The 16,068-nt window shown below is 62.7% G+C and carries 13 protein-coding genes; 7 read left to right on the top strand and 6 right to left on the bottom strand.

All coding sequences use genetic code 11. The features are described from left to right. Window positions 1–5: 5 nt before the first annotated feature. The 6 genes from MUU55_RS16100 to corA form a co-directional block, all read right to left on the bottom strand. On the bottom strand, window positions 6–293 hold the full coding sequence (locus MUU55_RS16100; RefSeq protein ID WP_244761767.1) for a DUF2218 domain-containing protein: 288 nt from the start codon (window positions 291–293) through the stop codon (window positions 6–8). A 63-nt stretch (window positions 294–356) separates the two neighbouring features. After that, entirely contained in the window at window positions 357–2,684 is a 2,328-nt protein-coding gene (locus MUU55_RS16095; RefSeq protein ID WP_244761766.1) for a TonB-dependent receptor, read from the bottom strand. 131 nt (window positions 2,685–2,815) lie between these two features. Further along, window positions 2,816–3,748 (bottom strand): FecR family protein, encoded by a 933-nt coding sequence (locus MUU55_RS16090; protein ID WP_244761765.1) that lies wholly within the window; start codon window positions 3,746–3,748, stop codon window positions 2,816–2,818. A 152-nt stretch (window positions 3,749–3,900) separates the two neighbouring features. Then, complete coding sequence (locus MUU55_RS16085; RefSeq protein ID WP_244761764.1) at window positions 3,901–4,413, bottom strand: RNA polymerase sigma factor; 513 nt, start codon at window positions 4,411–4,413, stop codon at window positions 3,901–3,903. 178 nt (window positions 4,414–4,591) lie between these two features. Then, complete coding sequence (locus tag MUU55_RS16080; RefSeq protein ID WP_280519004.1) at window positions 4,592–6,436, bottom strand: potassium transporter Kup; 1,845 nt, start codon at window positions 6,434–6,436, stop codon at window positions 4,592–4,594. A gap of 188 nt (window positions 6,437–6,624) precedes the next feature. Continuing rightward, a complete protein-coding gene (gene corA / locus MUU55_RS16075) occupies window positions 6,625–7,590 on the bottom strand; it encodes a magnesium/cobalt transporter CorA (RefSeq protein ID WP_244761762.1) in 966 nt (321 codons plus the stop codon). A 377-nt stretch (window positions 7,591–7,967) separates the two neighbouring features. Between corA and kdpF the strand changes: the two genes are divergently transcribed. Genes kdpF through MUU55_RS16045 form a run of 7 tightly spaced genes read left to right on the top strand, consistent with a single transcriptional unit; the run spans window position 7,968 to window position 16,066 of the window. After that, window positions 7,968–8,057, top strand: a complete 90-nt coding sequence (gene kdpF, locus MUU55_RS16070) for a K(+)-transporting ATPase subunit F (protein ID WP_244761761.1) — start codon at window positions 7,968–7,970, stop codon at window positions 8,055–8,057. Window positions 8,058–8,088: 31 nt separating this feature from the next. Continuing rightward, on the top strand, window positions 8,089–9,795 hold the full coding sequence (kdpA, locus tag MUU55_RS16065; protein ID WP_244761760.1) for a potassium-transporting ATPase subunit KdpA: 1,707 nt from the start codon (window positions 8,089–8,091) through the stop codon (window positions 9,793–9,795). A gap of 21 nt (window positions 9,796–9,816) precedes the next feature. Further along, a complete protein-coding gene (locus MUU55_RS29125) occupies window positions 9,817–9,951 on the top strand; it encodes a hypothetical protein (protein WP_280518986.1) in 135 nt (44 codons plus the stop codon). Between the two features lie 33 nt (window positions 9,952–9,984). Beyond that, complete coding sequence (gene kdpB / locus MUU55_RS16060) at window positions 9,985–12,033, top strand: potassium-transporting ATPase subunit KdpB (protein WP_244761759.1); 2,049 nt, start codon at window positions 9,985–9,987, stop codon at window positions 12,031–12,033. A 12-nt stretch (window positions 12,034–12,045) separates the two neighbouring features. Next, entirely contained in the window at window positions 12,046–12,612 is a 567-nt protein-coding gene (gene kdpC, locus MUU55_RS16055) for a potassium-transporting ATPase subunit KdpC (protein WP_244761758.1), read from the top strand. Window positions 12,613–12,671: 59 nt separating this feature from the next. Continuing rightward, window positions 12,672–15,377, top strand: a complete 2,706-nt coding sequence (locus MUU55_RS16050; protein ID WP_244761757.1) for a sensor histidine kinase — start codon at window positions 12,672–12,674, stop codon at window positions 15,375–15,377. Further along, on the top strand, window positions 15,374–16,066 hold the full coding sequence (locus MUU55_RS16045) for a response regulator transcription factor (RefSeq protein WP_244761756.1): 693 nt from the start codon (window positions 15,374–15,376) through the stop codon (window positions 16,064–16,066). The genes MUU55_RS16050 and MUU55_RS16045 overlap by 4 nt, the downstream gene beginning before the upstream one ends. The last annotated feature ends 2 nt before the right edge of the window (window positions 16,067–16,068 follow it).

Raw genomic sequence — 16,068 nt, 5'->3', positions numbered from 1 at the left:
TGCGATCAGGTGACGGGGCGCCAGGAAAACGGCGGCGGAGCTTCGCGGAAGGCGAAGCGCAGGAGGTGATCCTCAATGACGGCCTTGGTATCACGAAGACCGTCTTCGTCGGCAGCAGAGACATGGATGTCGAGGCCGTTCTCTACGATGGTGAGCACCGAGGTGCCGCAGGAAAAGCGGCATTCGCCGCTGGTCTCGCCAAGGGTCACATCGACCTTGTGGGCGAAATGTTTGCAGAGTTGCTGCAGGTATCTTGCACTGTTTTCGGTTTCGAATCGGGTGGTGGCTTCCATGGAGGGTCCTCCTCTTTCCGATGGTCCGTTCCCGGCGGCACCGCGCCGCCGGGAACGATGGCGTTAGAAGGTGGCGCGCAGGCTCACGAGGAACGAACGGCCGGGCTGGTAAAGCGGATCGACCACCCCGAATTCCTGGCCATAGGTTGCGCGGTCTGCGTAAACCTCGTTGAAGACGTTCTTCACATCGGCGCGCAGCGTCAGATTCTTGTGGCTCGGCGGCTTGTATTCGAGATAGGCGTTGAACACCTGGTAGGCCTTGAAGGGCTTGTAAGCCGGCTCGCCCTCAGGCGCCGCGGGCAACTTGTCGTATTTCAGCGCGAATTCGATGTCGCCGCCGATCGTGACACCGTAGTCCGAGAAGGTATGCGCGGCCGCAACGGTAATAATCTCGCCGACAGGCGTCGTGAGATACGTACCGGTGTCGGAATCCGCCGGCTGCCCGTCGATCAGCGTGTCCGTGTTGACATATTTCACGCGCACGAAGCTGTCGTTCCACTCGTAGCCGGCAGCAACGGAGAAGCCCTCCGACTCCACATGGCGAGCCGTATAGGCGGTGCGATAGCGCGCCGACCGTACATTCTCCATATCCGTCCGGAAAATGGAGCCCTCAAGCGTGAAGCCATTGTACTTGGCCTCGAGGCCCACCGTGTAGTTGTCGGCAGTCGCCGGCTCGGGCTCCGGCAGATAGACCCAGTTCGGGTTCATGATGAAGTTTTCCGCAAGCGGGATGCCGGACCAGACATGGGAGTAACCGGCCTTTGCCGTCAGCAAATCCTCGATGATGTCGTATTCACCCGAGATGTTTCCGCTGAGGCCGGCATTATCGAATTCCTGTCCTCCCGTGCCCGTAAACCATTGCTGGTCGGCACGGCCGCCAAACGACAGGCGCGTGCGGTCGAACGGCTCGAGGCGCGCTTGCACATAGGCGCCGACGTTCTGCGCCTTTTCCACGGCCGGATCGAAAAGATCGTCCAGTTCCGCGCGATCGCTGTAGAAATCGACGCCCGCCGTCACCGTACCGATGCCGACATGGAAACGGTTTTCGAACTTGCCGTTGAACGTCGATGTCATGCCTTCAATCGGGTATTTCTCCGGCAGGCTGCCAGGCGGAAGGTAAACCGTCGTGCCGACATCGGTCGTGCCGTAGGCCAGGACAACTCTCGGGTCCCACCACCCCTCGGGGGTTTCATCGGTATAGGTGAGAACCGTGTTGTTCCTGTCGAGGCGGTAATCGCGGACGACGGGTTCACCCGGCTTGCTGCCATCCGTGTGGCGCATGTTGGCACGGAAGGGCCGCGGCGCATCGTCCCGGATGCCTTCATGGCTGATCTCGATTCGGTCGCCGCTTTCGAATTCGTAGGCAATCTTGCCGAGCCCGCTCAGGAAGTTCGAACGCGTTCCCAGCACCTTGTCGCCATTGGCGTCGGAAAACTCGCCGCCGCGGCTGAAATTGAGATAGCCGAGATATTCGAACCCCTGATGGAGACCGTAGGCGGAAACACCGGTGCCGAAGACCCCGCCATTCGAGTTGTAAGTGGAATTGACGAAGCCGCCGAAACCATCGCCGTCGAGCAGATCGCGCGCATCCTTCGTCTCATAGGCGATGGCGCCGCCAAGGGCACCCGGACCGGCATCGGCTGGCGCCACGCCCTCATCCACGCTGACGGCCTTCAGAAGCGCCGGATCGATGAGCGTCGTCGCGTTGTGATGGAAAACCTTGTTGTTCTGCCGGCTGCCATCGATCGAGACGGCAAGGTTGGTTTCCTCGATACCGTTGACATAGACCTTCTGCGACATGGGCAGGGAAGAGCCGACCTTGACGCTCGGTTCGTCGCGGAAGACGTCCTGAAGGTTCGAAGGATTCTTGCGCTCGAGATCCTTGGCCGTGATCTTGACCTTGCCGACACCGCCCTGGCTAGCGCCTTCCCCCTCGACCGTCACCTGCTGCAGCGTCGTCGAGCCATCCTCCACCGAGCCGGTGACGAGCGGCGAAATGTTTTTCGGCGTGACGATGGCGGTGCCCTCGGGCGTGATCGCATGTCGGGCCTCGGTGCCCTCGAGCAAGGCGGCAAGCGCTTGCTCTGGCGTATAGGTACCCTTCACCGCCCGGGAGGTCACACCACGGGACGTGGAGGCCGCGAGCGAAACCTGCAAGCCGGACTGCCGGCCGAACGCGTTCAAGGCGCTTGCCAGAGATTGCGCCGGAATGTCGAAAGCAATGGTGCCGACGCGCGCCGTCTTCTCCTGCGCCATGGCCGGCTGCAACGCAGCGTGCGGCAGGCTGAAGAGAAGTGCGGCCGCCGTGGAAACCATCAGCCTGGCGAAGAAGACATTGCGAACCCGCGCCCCGGCGCGTGTTCCCTTCGATCGATCGATATGCAAACGCATTTTACCCCCGGTGTCCTAACCCTGGGACGCGCCGCCCCGGCGCGCATTCCCGGTGCAATGACGACCGGCTCCGGAATCTTTTTCACGTCCGGGGCGAATTTCTTGATTTTTTCAGAAAACTTTTCGTGAACCTAGAAACGCGAGATCACGCGCACATAATCGGACACGGCCCGGACCTTGCCGCCAAGCGGCTGGACGAGCGCACGCAAGGCCCGGTCGGGATCGCGCAGATCATAGAGGCCCGTCACCCGCTGCCGTGCGAGTCTCCGGTCGGGCAGGCCGATCCAGGCGGAATGATAGCGCTGCAGGCGTGCGACGACGCTTTCCACGGGAACGTCATTGACGAAGAGCAAGCCGTTGCGCCAGGCGCCGATCTCGCCGACCGGCACGGTTTCATGCAGGATTTCGCCTGTATCGTGATCGACCGTCGCCATGTCGCCCGGTGCCATTTCGGTGACCGCAGACGCGGTGGTTCCGGAAATGCCGACGACACCCCGCGCCAGCTGCACCGTCGTGGAAGAGGGGTCGAGCGCCACGTCGAAGGCCGTGCCGAGAACGACGACCTTGGCGCCACCGGCTTCCACGGTGAAGGGGCGAGCTGCATCATGTGCCACGTCGAAGAAAGCCTCGCCCGAGAGCAGGCGCACCCGGCGCCCTTCCGCCGTGATATCCACGCCGATCGCGCTTCCGCCCGAGAGATTGACCTCGGTGCCGTCGGCCAGCGTCACCAGACGGCTTTCGCCCGTTGTCGTCATCACATCCGCCTGAAGGCGCAGAAGCAGCGCGGGGCCGGCAAGAACGAGCGCGATCGCCGCCGCTATGGCAAACACGCCTCCGGCCACCCAACGACGCCGACGCCAGGCCGGATGGACCACCACGGTTGCATCCGGCCTGGCGGACCAGAGATCGGTGTATTGCGGCTTGACCTCGCCGAGCAGCTCCCAGGTGCGTAGCGCCGCCTGCCATGCCGTACGATTGTCATCGGAATGCTCCAGCCAAGCATGAAGCCCGCGGGCGGCCTCCTGACATTGCGGCTCGGCCTTGAGGCGCAGAAGCCAATCCATGGCTTCTTCCATCGCACGCCGCCTGTCTGTGTCGTCCCTGATCAAAATAATACCTGTGCCCCGGCTTCCCGCGCCGTGCAGCGAGTTCTAGCCGAATAATCAAAATCTGCGTAGGGACGATTTACTGACAATTTTTTTTCATGCCGCCAAAATCATGAGGCGGCATCGGCAAGACGAAGCGCAATTTCCACTAGTGCTGCCCGAACGTGCCGATGCGCGGTGGCGACCGAAATGCCAAGATGCGCAGCCACCTCCTCGAGGGTATGCCCGCCGAAGCGATGCATTTCGACCGCAACCCGCACATCGAGCGGAAAGCCATCGAGCACGTCGCGTATAACCTGCAGCTCCTGTGAAACCTGGACGTTTTCCTCCGGTGTCTCGACAGCGCGCGGGATCGACCAGTAGGGTGGCTCGCTATCCCGCTCCCTCATCTCGATTTTCCGTCGCTTGATGACGTCGAAGCAGAGGTTGCGCACGATACGGTAGAGATAGGCGAGTGTCTGGCCTGCGGTCGTGGCGGTCGTGTTGGCGGGGCCAAACCGGATGAAGGCATCCTGGACGATATCCTCCGCCGCCTCCCGGGAACCGAGAATGCGCGTGGCGTATCGCACCAGAGCGGGCTTGTGGGTGGCGTAGAGCAGCGCCGTCGCATCCCCGTCCTTCAAGACGACTTGTTCCCTCTCCTGCTTGCGCTTCTTGCAGAGCGTGAACGCCTGCGCGCGATCCCTTGCAAGACATGGCCATAACCTAAGTTGAGAAACTTAGTCAAGTTTAATGCGTTACCATGGGGATACCGTCCACCATGCCGAGTGGACTCGTCCCGCCGACAAGCACGGCCGATCTTCAGATCGCGACCTGCTCGCCGAGTTCGACCACGCGGTTGGCGGGCAGCTTGAAATAGTCCGAGGGATCGATGCCGAAGTCGGCAAGCGCGATGTAGAGCCGCTCCTGCCATCCCGGCAGGCCAACATTCGGCGAGCGCACGAGCACGCGCCGACCGAGGTAGAACGAGGTGTTCATGATCTCGAACTTGAAACCCTTCTTGCGGCAGGCGCTGAGAGCCTTGGTGACATTGGGATCCTCCATGAAGCCAAATGTCAGGTCGATGCGCATGAAACGGTCGCTGAGGGTCTGTATCTGGATGCGCTCTGAATCCGGAACGTAGGGCTTGTCCTGGGTCCAGACCGTCAGGATGACGTTGCGCTCATGCAGTACGTGGTTGTGCTTGATGTTGTGCAGAAGGACGGCAGGGGTGCGGTCCGGCACGCTCGTCAGGAAGATTGCGGTCCCCGGTACGATCGCGGGCGCATGCTTCGACTTCTTTTCGACGGCCGCGATGAAATCCGTGAGCGGAATATCGCTCTGCGCGATCTTGTTCTTGAGGTATCGCGTCCCGCGCGTCCACGTCCACATGACGAGCATGATGGCGACGGCGAGCACGACAGGCACCCAGCCGCCGTCGTGGATCTTCGTGAGGTTGGCGATCAGGAACACACCTTCGACCAGGAGCAGCGGCAGCAGCAGCAGGCTCGCGGTGACCACCGAGTATCCCCAGACCTGCCGCAGGAACTGGTGCGCCATCAGCGTCGTCACCACCATCGCTCCCGTTACCGAGATGCCGTAGGCCGTCGCAAGCGACTCTGAATCGCCGAAGGAGAAAATGAGCACGATGACCCCGATGAACAGCACGCCGTTGACAGCGGGAACGTAGATCTGTCCCGTATTGGTCTCGGAGGTAAACTTTATCATCAGGCGCGGCAGGAAGCCGAGATGCACCGCCTGACGGGCCAGTGAAAAGGCGCCTGTTATCACGGCCTGGCTGGCAATGATGGTCGCCATGGTGGCGAGAATGACGATCGGCAGCAGCGCCCAGTCGGGATAGAGCAGGTAGAACGGGTTCTCGACGGCCTCGGGGTGGGTCAGCACGAGGGCACCCTGCCCGAGATAGTTGAGCGCAAGCGCCGGGAAGACGAGAATGAACCATGCCACCTGGATCGGTTTGCGGCCGAAATGGCCAAGATCGGCGTAGAGCGCTTCGGCGCCGGTGACGGTGAGGAAGACAGCCCCGAGCACGATGAGCCCCACGATGCCGGCATGGGTGATGAACCAGAGCGCATTCAGCGGGTTCAATGCTTGCAGGATCGTCCAGTCGTCGCCGATATGGATGAGGCCGCCCCAGGCCATGGCCAAGAACCAGACGACGGTGATGGGGCCGAAGAATTTCGAAACGGCGGCCGTGCCTTTCGACTGCACGAGGAAAAGCCCCACCATGATCGCCGCGGAAAGGGGGAGCACATAGTCGGCGAAGGCCGGCGTCACCAGCTTCATGCCCTCCAGAGCCGACATGACGGAGAGCGCCGGCGTAATCATCGCATCGCCGATAAAAAGGGCTGCCCCGATGACCCCGGCGAAGAACAGAACAGGCATATAGCTGCCGGATTTCTTCATCAGCAGGGCCAGCAGCGAGAGCGTTCCGCCTTCGCCATCATTGTCGGCGCGCAGCAGGAACAGCACATATTTGAAGGTCACGATGATGGTGAGCGTCCAGACCATCAGCGAAATGAGACCGATGACGACCTCCTCGCGGATCACGCCATCGGAGACGAACGGCCGGAGCGCTTCACGAAACGCGTAGAGCGGGCTCGTGCCGATGTCGCCGTAGACGACGCCGATCGAACCAAGCAGCAGAACGAGAAACTTGCGGGTGTCGGAACTGCGATCGTGCGAGGTGGCGTGCGACACGTTGAAAACGTCTCCGGCGTCGGTTTATGCGGTGGCGCGAATATGGTGCAGCGCGAGATGGAACGCAAACCGTGTCTCGGCCATTCTGTGGCGGCAGGCATGTTTCCCACCGAAACCGGTTTTGGGACGGAAAACTACAGCCAGCCGGCCGCCTTGAAGCGCTGATAGAGAATGGCGCAGATCACCACGATGACCCCGAGCACGACGAAGTAACCATACTGCGTTTGAAGCTCCGGCATGTACTGGAAGTTCATGCCGTATATACCTGCAATCGCGGTGGGTACGGCAAGGATGGCCGCCCAGGCCGCCAGTTGCCGTGTGATCGTGCCCTGACGCTGCTGTTCCAGGAGGTTGCTGGCCTCGAAAACCGACGTGATCACCTCCCGCAGCCCCGCCACTATCACTTCGACGCGCCTGATATGGTCGTGCACGTCCCGGAAGTACGGTTTGGCATTATCGTCGATGCAGGGGAGGTCGAGATGGCTGAGTTTGCCGAGCATTTCGGCCATCGGGCCCAGCACGCGCTGGAATAGGATGACCTGCCGCCGCATACGGAAAAGTCGGCGGATCTGCTCGCGCTCCAGGAAGGACGCGAGCATGTGCTTTTCCATCGTCAGCACGTTGTCCTCCATCTTCTCGACCATCGGCAGGTAACCGTCCACGATGAAGTCGATAATGGCGTGAAGCACATAGTCCGGCCCGTGCTCCAGCAGTCTCGGTGACTGCTCGAGTTGCTCTCGAAGCTCCTTGTGAGCGCGGGCGGAGCCGTGCCGCACCGTGATGATGTGTCGCTTGCCGACGAAGATGCAGGTCTCTCCGTAGGCGATCTTGTCGCCCTCCAGATGGGCGGTCTTGGCGATCACGAACAACTGGTCGCCATAGACTTCCACCTTGGGCACCTGGCGACCCTTCAGTGCATCCTCGACGGCGAGTGGGTGGAGGCCGAACATCACCCGCAGCTTCGCCATTTCGTCCTCCGATGGCGCAGTCAGGCCGATCCAGACGAACTCGTCTTCTGCCGTCGTATAGCGCTCATCTTGAAGCTCCACGGGATTGGCACGGTTTCCGTTCCTATAGGAAAAGGCTGCGACGACGGTCATGGGCGGATCCGAAAAAATCAGGCGGTGGCGAGAGCCATAGGTGGCCCGCCTGGCGCGTCGGGGCAAGCGGCAGTCCATGCTTGTCCCGTGCTATTCCGGCAGGGGCGATGGGCGACCTTCAGCAACGGGCCGAAATTCCTATAGGATTCCTATTTCTTTTCGCCCCGGCCACTCTCGAACGCCTATTCGGTTCGGACGCATATCTGGTGACGAGACGTGATCGTCTCCACGCCGGAAAGCCCACGGGCTTGTCCTGGTCTCTGGCAACAAAGGAGTCCGGATCGATGATGGACATCATTCTAATCGGCACGGCAGTCGGCTTCTTCGGCCTCTGCTTTGTCTACACCCAAGCCTGCGACAGGCTATGAGGAGGCACCATGCTGTTCGACTACGTCTTCAGCGGTGCGGTCACCGTTTTCCTTACCCTTTATCTGACCTATGCCCTCATCCGCCCCGAGCGCTTCTGATGAAGCAGCCGGGCTTTGAAAGTTTCCTCCCATGACCCTATTCGGCTGGCTGCAAATCCTCCTTTTCTGCGGGATCGTCGTAGCGCTCGTCAAACCGCTCGGCGGCTACATGACGCGTGTCTTTGCCGGCGAGCGCACGTTTCTTTCCCCCCTCCTCGTTCCGATCGAACGGGGCCTCTACGCGTTGGCGGGGACCAGTGAACGCGAAGAACAGCGCTGGACGGCCTACGCCTTCGCCATGCTGGCCTTCAATCTCGCCGGCCTGCTGTTGCTCTACGCGCTCCAGCGCCTGCAGGGCGCGCTGCCGCTCAACCCGGCCGGCATGACCGCAGTTGGCCCGGAACTGTCGTTCAACACCGCCATCAGCTTCGTCGCCAACACCAACTGGCAGAATTATGGTGGCGAAAGCACGATGTCCTATCTCACCCAGATGGCGGGGCTGACGGTACAGAACTTCGTCTCCGCTGCCACCGGCATGGCGATCGCCGTCGCGCTCATCCGCGCATTCGCAGGTTCTTCTTCGGGCAGGGCGCTCGGCAACTTCTGGGTCGATATGACCCGCGCCACGCTCTATGTGCTCCTGCCGGTCTGCATCGTGCTGACACTCGCCTATGTCGCGCTCGGCGTGCCGCAGACCTTCGGCCCCTACGTGGAGGCGACGACGCTGGAGGGCGCAAGGCAGACCATCGCACTCGGCCCGGTCGCCTCGCAGCTCGCCATCAAGATGCTCGGCACCAACGGCGGCGGCTTCTTCAACGCGAACTCCGCCCACCCGTTCGAGAACCCGGATGCCATTTCGAACATGATCCAGATGGTGTCGATCTTCGCGATCGGCGCGGCCTTCACCAATGTCTTCGGCCGCACGGTCGGCAACCAGCGCCAAGGTTGGACCATCCTCGCTGCCATGGGACTGCTGTTCGTCGCCGGCGTTGCCATCACCTACTGGGCGGAGGCCTCCGGCAATTCGCTGATGCACGCCTTCGGCCTGCAGGGTGGCAACATGGAAGGCAAGGAGACCCGTTTCGGCATTGCCTTGTCGTCGCTCTTCGCTGTCGTCACGACGGCGGCCTCCTGCGGTGCGGTCAATGCCATGCACGGCAGCTTCACGGCGCTGGGCGGTCTCATCCCACTCCTCAACATGCAGCTCGGCGAAGTGATCGTCGGCGGCGTCGGCGCGGGCTTCTACGGCATCATCCTGTTCATCGTCGTCGCCGTCTTCGTGGCAGGCCTGATGGTCGGCCGCACGCCGGAATATCTCGGCAAGAAGATCGAGGCGAAGGAAATGAAGATGGCCGTGCTCGCCATCCTCTGCCTGCCGCTCGCCATGCTGGTCTTCACGGCCATCTCCAGCGTCATGCCATCGGCGGTCGCTTCAATCGGCACGGCCGGCCCGCACGGCTTCTCCGAAATCCTCTACGCCTATACGTCGGCGGCGGCCAACAACGGCTCGGCCTTCGGCGGCCTGACCGGCAACACGCCCTGGTACAATGTGACGCTGGGCCTCGGCATGCTGATGGGACGCTTCCTCGTCATCATCCCGGCGCTGGCGATTGCCGGTTCGCTGATCGCCAAGAAGACGGTGCCGGCTTCCGCAGGCACGTTTCCCACGGATGGCCCGCTCTTTGTCGGTCTTCTCGTCGGGACGATCCTTATTGTCGGCGGCCTCACCTTCTTCCCGGCACTCGCCCTTGGTCCCGTGGTCGAACACCTCGCCATGCTCGCTGGACAGACCTTCTGAGGAACGACCATGACGCGTCCCGTGACAAGACCTTCCTCGTCCGCCCCGGTTCGCCGGGGCGGAATGCCGCGCCGATGGTGTGCATCCAACGTCATCCTCGTGATGCTGGCCGCCATGGTCGCGATCGTCTCAATCATCGAATTCGTGCGCGGCTGACCGCGCCCTCTGTCAACGCTGGAGTCTCTTATAATGAGCCAGGTTAAATCCGCGAGCATTCTCGATACTCACATTCTCGTGCCGGCGATCGGTGCCGCGTTCACCAAGCTCGATCCACGCACGCTCGCCCGCAATCCCGTCATGTTCGTCGTAGCGACGGTCTCGGTGCTCACCACCGTGCTTTTCACGCGTGACCTCCTCACGGGCCGCGGCGATCTCGGCTTCTCCTTCCAGATCAACCTCTGGCTCTGGTTCACCGTGCTCTTCGCGAACTTCGCCGAAGCCGTTGCCGAAGGCCGCGGCAAGGCGCAGGCCGATTCCCTGCGTCGCGCACGCAGCGAAACCCAGGCCAAGCTGCTGGCCGCCAACAGCACCACAGACTACAGGATGGTGCCCGGCGCCAGCCTCAAGGTGGGCGACCTCGTGCTTGTCGAGGCGGGCGACATCATCCCCTCCGACGGTGAAGTCGTCGAGGGTATCGCCTCCGTGAACGAAGCAGCGATCACCGGCGAATCCGCTCCGGTCATCCGTGAGTCCGGCGGCGACCGCTCGGCCGTTACCGGCGGCACCCAGGTCCTGTCCGACTGGATCCGGGTGCGTATCACCGCGGCCGCCGGCTCCACCTTCCTCGACCGCATGATCTCGCTCGTCGAAGGTGCAGAGCGACAGAAGACGCCGAACGAGATCGCGCTCAACATCCTGCTCGCCGGCATGACGCTGATCTTCGTGCTGGCGACGGCGACCATTCCGAGCTTCGCCACCTATGCCGGCGGTGCCATCCCGGTCATCGTTCTCGTCGCGCTGTTCGTGACGCTGATCCCGACGACCATCGGCGCACTGCTCTCGGCCATCGGCATTGCCGGCATGGACCGTCTCGTGCGTTTCAACGTGCTCGCCATGTCCGGCCGCGCTGTGGAAGCGGCAGGCGACGTCGATACGCTGCTGCTCGACAAGACCGGCACCATCACGCTTGGCAACCGTCAGGCGACCGCCCTGACGCCGGTGCGGGGCGTTACCGAGCGGGCTCTTGCCGATGCCGCACAGCTCGCCTCGCTTGCCGACGAGACGCCCGAGGGACGTTCCATCGTCGTGCTCGCCAAGGAGAAATACGGCATCCGCGGTCGGGACATGGCAAGCCTCAAGGCGACGTTCGTGCCCTTCACCGCCCAGACGCGCATGAGCGGCGTAGACCTCGAAGGCGCCCAGATCCGCAAGGGTGCGGTCGATGCCGTGCTCGCCTATGTCGGCAACACCATATCTTCGGAGGTCGTGCGCGAACTGCAGGCAATCGCGGAAGAGATTGCCCGCGCCGGCGGCACGCCGCTCGCGGTCGCCCGTGACGGCCAGCTGCTCGGCGTCATCCACCTGAAGGACATCGTCAAGGGCGGCATTCGCGAGCGTTTCGCCGAATTGCGCCGTATGGGTATCCGCACGGTCATGATCACCGGCGACAACCCGATGACGGCTGCAGCGATCGCCGCGGAAGCCGGCGTCGATGACTTCCTCGCCCAGGCCACGCCGGAAAACAAGCTGCAGCTGATCCGCGAGGAACAGGCCAAGGGCAAACTCGTGGCCATGTGCGGCGACGGCACCAACGACGCGCCGGCTCTCGCTCAGGCGGATGTGGGCGTTGCCATGAACACCGGCACGGTCGCCGCCCGCGAGGCCGGCAACATGGTGGACCTCGACAGCGACCCGACCAAGCTCATCGAGATCGTCGAAATCGGCAAACAGCTCCTGATGACCCGTGGCGCTCTGACGACCTTCTCCATCGCCAACGACATCGCGAAATATTTCGCGATCATCCCGGCCATGTTCCTTGCCTTCTATCCGCAGCTCGGCGTCCTGAACATCATGGGCCTCTCGACACCCCAGAGTGCGATCCTGTCCGCGATCATCTTCAACGCGCTCATCATCATCGCGCTGATCCCGCTGTCGCTGAGAGGCGTGAAATACCGCGCCGTCGGCGCCGGTGCTCTGCTCTCCCGCAACCTTCTCATCTACGGCCTCGGCGGCATCATCGTGCCCTTCATCGGCATCAAGGCGATCGACGTCGCCGTTACCGCCCTCGGCCTCGTCTAAGGAATGAACACCATGTTCAAACAACTGCGTCCCGCAATCGTCATGATACTCGCCACAACCGCTATCACCGGCCTGCTCTATCCCGCCGCGATGACCGGTATCGCGCAGGCCATTTTCCCCGCCCAGGCGAATGGCAGCCTGATTGAGAAGGATGGCAAGGTGGTGGGCTCCATGCTCATAGGCCAGGCTTTTGCAGGCGACACCTATTTCCACGGGCGTCCCTCGGCGGCCGGCGACGGCTACAACGCCGCCGGTTCCTCCGGCTCCAACCTTGGACCGACCAGCCAGAAGCTGATCGACCGCGTGAAGACGGACTACGAGGCCGCAAAGGCGAGCAATCCGAATGCCGACGTGCCGATCGATCTCGTCACCGCGTCGGGCAGCGGCCTCGACCCGCACATTTCACCGGAAGCCGCCTATTTCCAGGTCGCGCGCATCGCCAAGGCGAGGGCGATGGAGGAGGCGGCAGTGCGCACCCTTGTCGAGCAGCACGTCGAAGGTCGGCAGTTCGGCTTCTTCGGGGAACCTGTGGTGAATGTCCTGCGCCTCAACATGGCGCTTGACGAGGCCCGTTCGTAACCTGAAATGGGCGTCTCCGACCGGCCTACTGGCCGGTCGGAGAAACTGGGTGAAAAGTCATGCCGGACGACAATCGCAAGAGTGAAAACAGGCCGTCGCCGGACGCCCTGCTGGATCGCGCCGAGCGGGACGCGCGCGGCCGCCTGAAAATCTTCCTCGGTGCGGCACCGGGCGTCGGCAAGACCTATGAAATGTTGATGTCCGGCCGGGCGCGGCAGGCCGATGGCGCCGATGTCGTCATCGGCGTCGTCGAAACACATGGCCGAAAGGAGACGGAGGCGCTCGTCGACGGCTTCGAGGTCATCGCCCGCCATCAGATCGACTATCGCGGCCAACAGCTCGAGGAGATGGACCTCGATGCTGTCCTCGAGCGACGACCGACCCTCGTTCTCGTCGATGAACTCGCCCATACCAACGCTCCCGGCAGCCGCCACCCCAAGCGCTATCTCGACGTGCAGGAAATCCTTTCCCACGGCATCGACGTCTATTCGACCCTCAATATCCAGCATGTCGAGAGCCTCAACGACGTCGTCGCGCAGATCACCCGTATCCGGGTACGCGAGACCGTTCCCGATTTCATCATCGACGGCGCTGACGACATCGAGATCATAGACATCACGCCCGACGACCTGATCAAGCGGTTGGGCGACGGAAAGGTCTACCTGCCGAAGACCGCCAAGCGCGCGATCGAGAACTATTTTTCGCCCGGCAATCTGACGGCGCTTCGCGAACTGGCCCTGCGGCGCACCGCCCAGCGGGTTGACGAGCAGCTGCTCAATCATATGCAGGCCCATGCCATTTCCGGGCCATGGGCGGCGGGCGAACGCCTGCTGGTCTGCCTTGACCACGGTCACGAAGGCGCCAGCCTGGTGCGTTATGCCCGGCGCCAGGCAGACCGGCTGCGTGCGCCCTGGACCGTGCTGCATCTCGAAACGCCGCAAGCCATCGGCCTTTCGGACGAGGACAAGGATCGGCTTGCGGCCAATATGCGGCTTGCCGAACAGCTCGGCGCCGAGACGGTGACGCTCCCAGCGCTCTCGCCCTCACGCGAAATCATTGCCTATGCCCATGCCAACAACTTCACTCATATCGTCGTCGGCCGACCGGGCCGGTCGCGCTGGCGGCAAATCTGGCACGGCTCCGTCACTCAGGACCTGATCCGTTATGCCGGCGATATCAGCGTCCACGTCATTTCCGGCGAGGCGAAGCAGAATGATCCGCAGCGCGGCGTGAAGAGCGCCCAGCCGCCGCAACCCTTCCGCGTCAGAGCCTACCTCCTCGGTGTACTCTTCGTACTGCTTGCGATCCTTGCCGGCATCGCGCTCGACCAGACGCTCGACGTGCAGAACCTGGCGCTGGTCTTCCTGATGGCCGTACTTGCAGCCTCCGTACGCGGCGGGCTCGGCGCCGGCCTCTTCGCCTCCGTGCTTGGCGCGCTCTCCTTCAATTTCTTTTTTCTGGAACCGCGCTACAATTTTACGGTTCGCGATCCCGAAAGCGTCGTCGCGCTGTTTTTCTACTTCAGTGTTGCCCTTGTGGCCTCCAACCTCACCGCCGCCGTGCAGCGACAGGCCGCCGCCGCGCGGCAACGGGCACGCACGACGGAAGGCCTCTATCTCTTCTCCAAGAAACTCGCCGGCACAGGCACGCTTGATGACGTACTCTGGGCGACTGCTTTCCAGATAGCCTCCATGCTGAAGGTCAGGGTCGTCATCCTGCTGCCCGAAGGCGGTTCGGTTGTGGTCAAAGCCGGCTATCCGCCCGATGACACGCTGGTCGATGCCGATATCGCCGCGGCGAAATGGGCCTGGGAGCAAAACCGCCCGGCAGGCCGTGGCGCCGATACGCTGCCAGGTGCCAAACGGCTCTATCTTCCGTTACGCACCGGGCGCGAGGCGGTCGGTGTCATCGGCCTGGACAACGACCGGCAAGGGCCGATCCTGACACCTGACCAGCAGCGGCTGCTCGACGCCTTGTCGGATCAGGCGGCACTCGCCATCGAGCGCGTGCAACTGGTCTCCGACGTGGACCGCGCCAGGCTCGCGGCAGAGACCGACAGGCTGCGCACCGCGCTGCTGACATCCATTTCGCACGATCTCAAGACACCGCTCGCCGCCATCATGGGGTCGGCAGACACACTGAAGGACCTCGGTGCGCAACTTGACGAGGGCGCCCGACACGAGCTTCTCTCAACCGTCATCGACGAATCCGAGCGGCTCAACCGCTTCATCGCCAACCTGCTCGACATGACCCGTATCGGCTCCGGCGCGATGGAACCGAACTATGCCTGGCACTATGTCGGCGACATCGCCGGCTCGGCGCTCGCCCGCGCCGGCAAGATCATCTCCCACCACAGGATCGAGGTGCGCATCCCGCACACATTGCCGATGCTCCGGGTCGATCCCGTGCTCTTCGAGCAGGTGCTGTTCAACCTTATCGACAACGCGGCCAAATACGCGCCAGAGGACACGCTGATCGAGATCAGCGGCCGACAGGACGGGAATACCGTTCTCCTTTGCGTCGCCGACGAAGGCCCCGGTATTCCGCCCGACGATATCGAGCGCATCTTCGACAGTTTCTACCGGGTGCGCAAAGGCGACCATGTGCGGGCCGGCACAGGGCTCGGACTTTCCATCTGCCGCGGTTTCATTGAAGCCATGGGCGGCAAGATAACGGCTGCGAACCGCACCGAGCATTCCGGCGCCATCTTCACGATCCGCATGCCGGTTCCTGCGGAAATCCCCCTCCTGGGAGGCAATGAATGACCAACACCGCCGTCCGCATTCTCATCGTCGATGACGAGCCGCCCATCCGCAAGCTGCTGCGCGTCGGGCTCGCCACGCAGGACTATGCCGTCAGCGAGGCGATGAACGCCAAAGTGGCGATGGAAATGGTCAAATCGGAAAAGCCCGATCTCGTCGTGCTCGATCTCGGCCTGCCTGATATGGCGGGGCATGACCTGCTCGCCAAATGGCGCGGGGAGGGGCTGGACCTGCCGATCGTCATCCTGTCCAGCCGTACCGACGAGGCCGGCATCGTGAAGGCGCTGGAGCTCGGCGCGGACGACTACATCACCAAGCCCTTCGGCATGAACGAACTGGTCGCACGCATCCGCGTGGCGCTGCGTCACCGCCTGCAAGCCCATGGAGAAAAGCCGGTCTTTCAGGTGGGAGAGCTCTCCGTCGACCTCGTCAAGCGTATCGTCAAGGTGGCGGGACAGGAGGTAAAACTCTCGCCGAAGGAATATGACATCCTGCGCATCCTGGTGCAGCATGCGGGCAGGGTACTGACCCATCGCTACCTGCTGGAACATGTTTGGGACGGCCTGACCGATGTGCAATATCTGCGCGTCTATGTCCGCCAGCTCCGCCAGAAGATCGAGCGCACGCCGGACCAGCCGCAATACATCCTCACCGAGACGGGCGTCGGCTACAGGCTCGTCGACGCGAGCTGACG

It is taken from the genome of Shinella curvata (assembly GCF_022899935.1).
In the GTDB taxonomy this organism is placed as follows: domain Bacteria; phylum Pseudomonadota; class Alphaproteobacteria; order Rhizobiales; family Rhizobiaceae; genus Shinella; species Shinella curvata.
The sequence above is the reverse complement of the archived record's forward strand: the minus strand, read 5'-3'. Positions and strand labels throughout refer to the sequence as shown.

Bases quoted from the DNA above. Each gene is read 5' to 3' on its own strand.
- kdpA (WP_244761760.1), top strand. From the start codon at position 8,089: ATGACCCTATTCGGCTGGCTGCAAATCCTCCTTTTCTGCGGGATCGTC.
- MUU55_RS16100 (WP_244761767.1), bottom strand. From the start codon at position 293: ATGGAAGCCACCACCCGATTCGAAACCGAAAACAGTGCAAGATACCTG.
- kdpF (WP_244761761.1), top strand. From the start codon at position 7,968: ATGCTGTTCGACTACGTCTTCAGCGGTGCGGTCACCGTTTTCCTTACC.
- kdpC (WP_244761758.1), top strand. From the start codon at position 12,046: ATGTTCAAACAACTGCGTCCCGCAATCGTCATGATACTCGCCACAACC.
- MUU55_RS16095 (WP_244761766.1), bottom strand. From the start codon at position 2,684: ATGCGTTTGCATATCGATCGATCGAAGGGAACACGCGCCGGGGCGCGG.
- MUU55_RS16090 (WP_244761765.1), bottom strand. From the start codon at position 3,748: ATGGATTGGCTTCTGCGCCTCAAGGCCGAGCCGCAATGTCAGGAGGCC.
- MUU55_RS16045 (WP_244761756.1), top strand. From the start codon at position 15,374: ATGACCAACACCGCCGTCCGCATTCTCATCGTCGATGACGAGCCGCCC.
- MUU55_RS16050 (WP_244761757.1), top strand. From the start codon at position 12,672: ATGCCGGACGACAATCGCAAGAGTGAAAACAGGCCGTCGCCGGACGCC.
- corA (WP_244761762.1), bottom strand. From the start codon at position 7,590: ATGACCGTCGTCGCAGCCTTTTCCTATAGGAACGGAAACCGTGCCAAT.
- kdpB (WP_244761759.1), top strand. From the start codon at position 9,985: ATGAGCCAGGTTAAATCCGCGAGCATTCTCGATACTCACATTCTCGTG.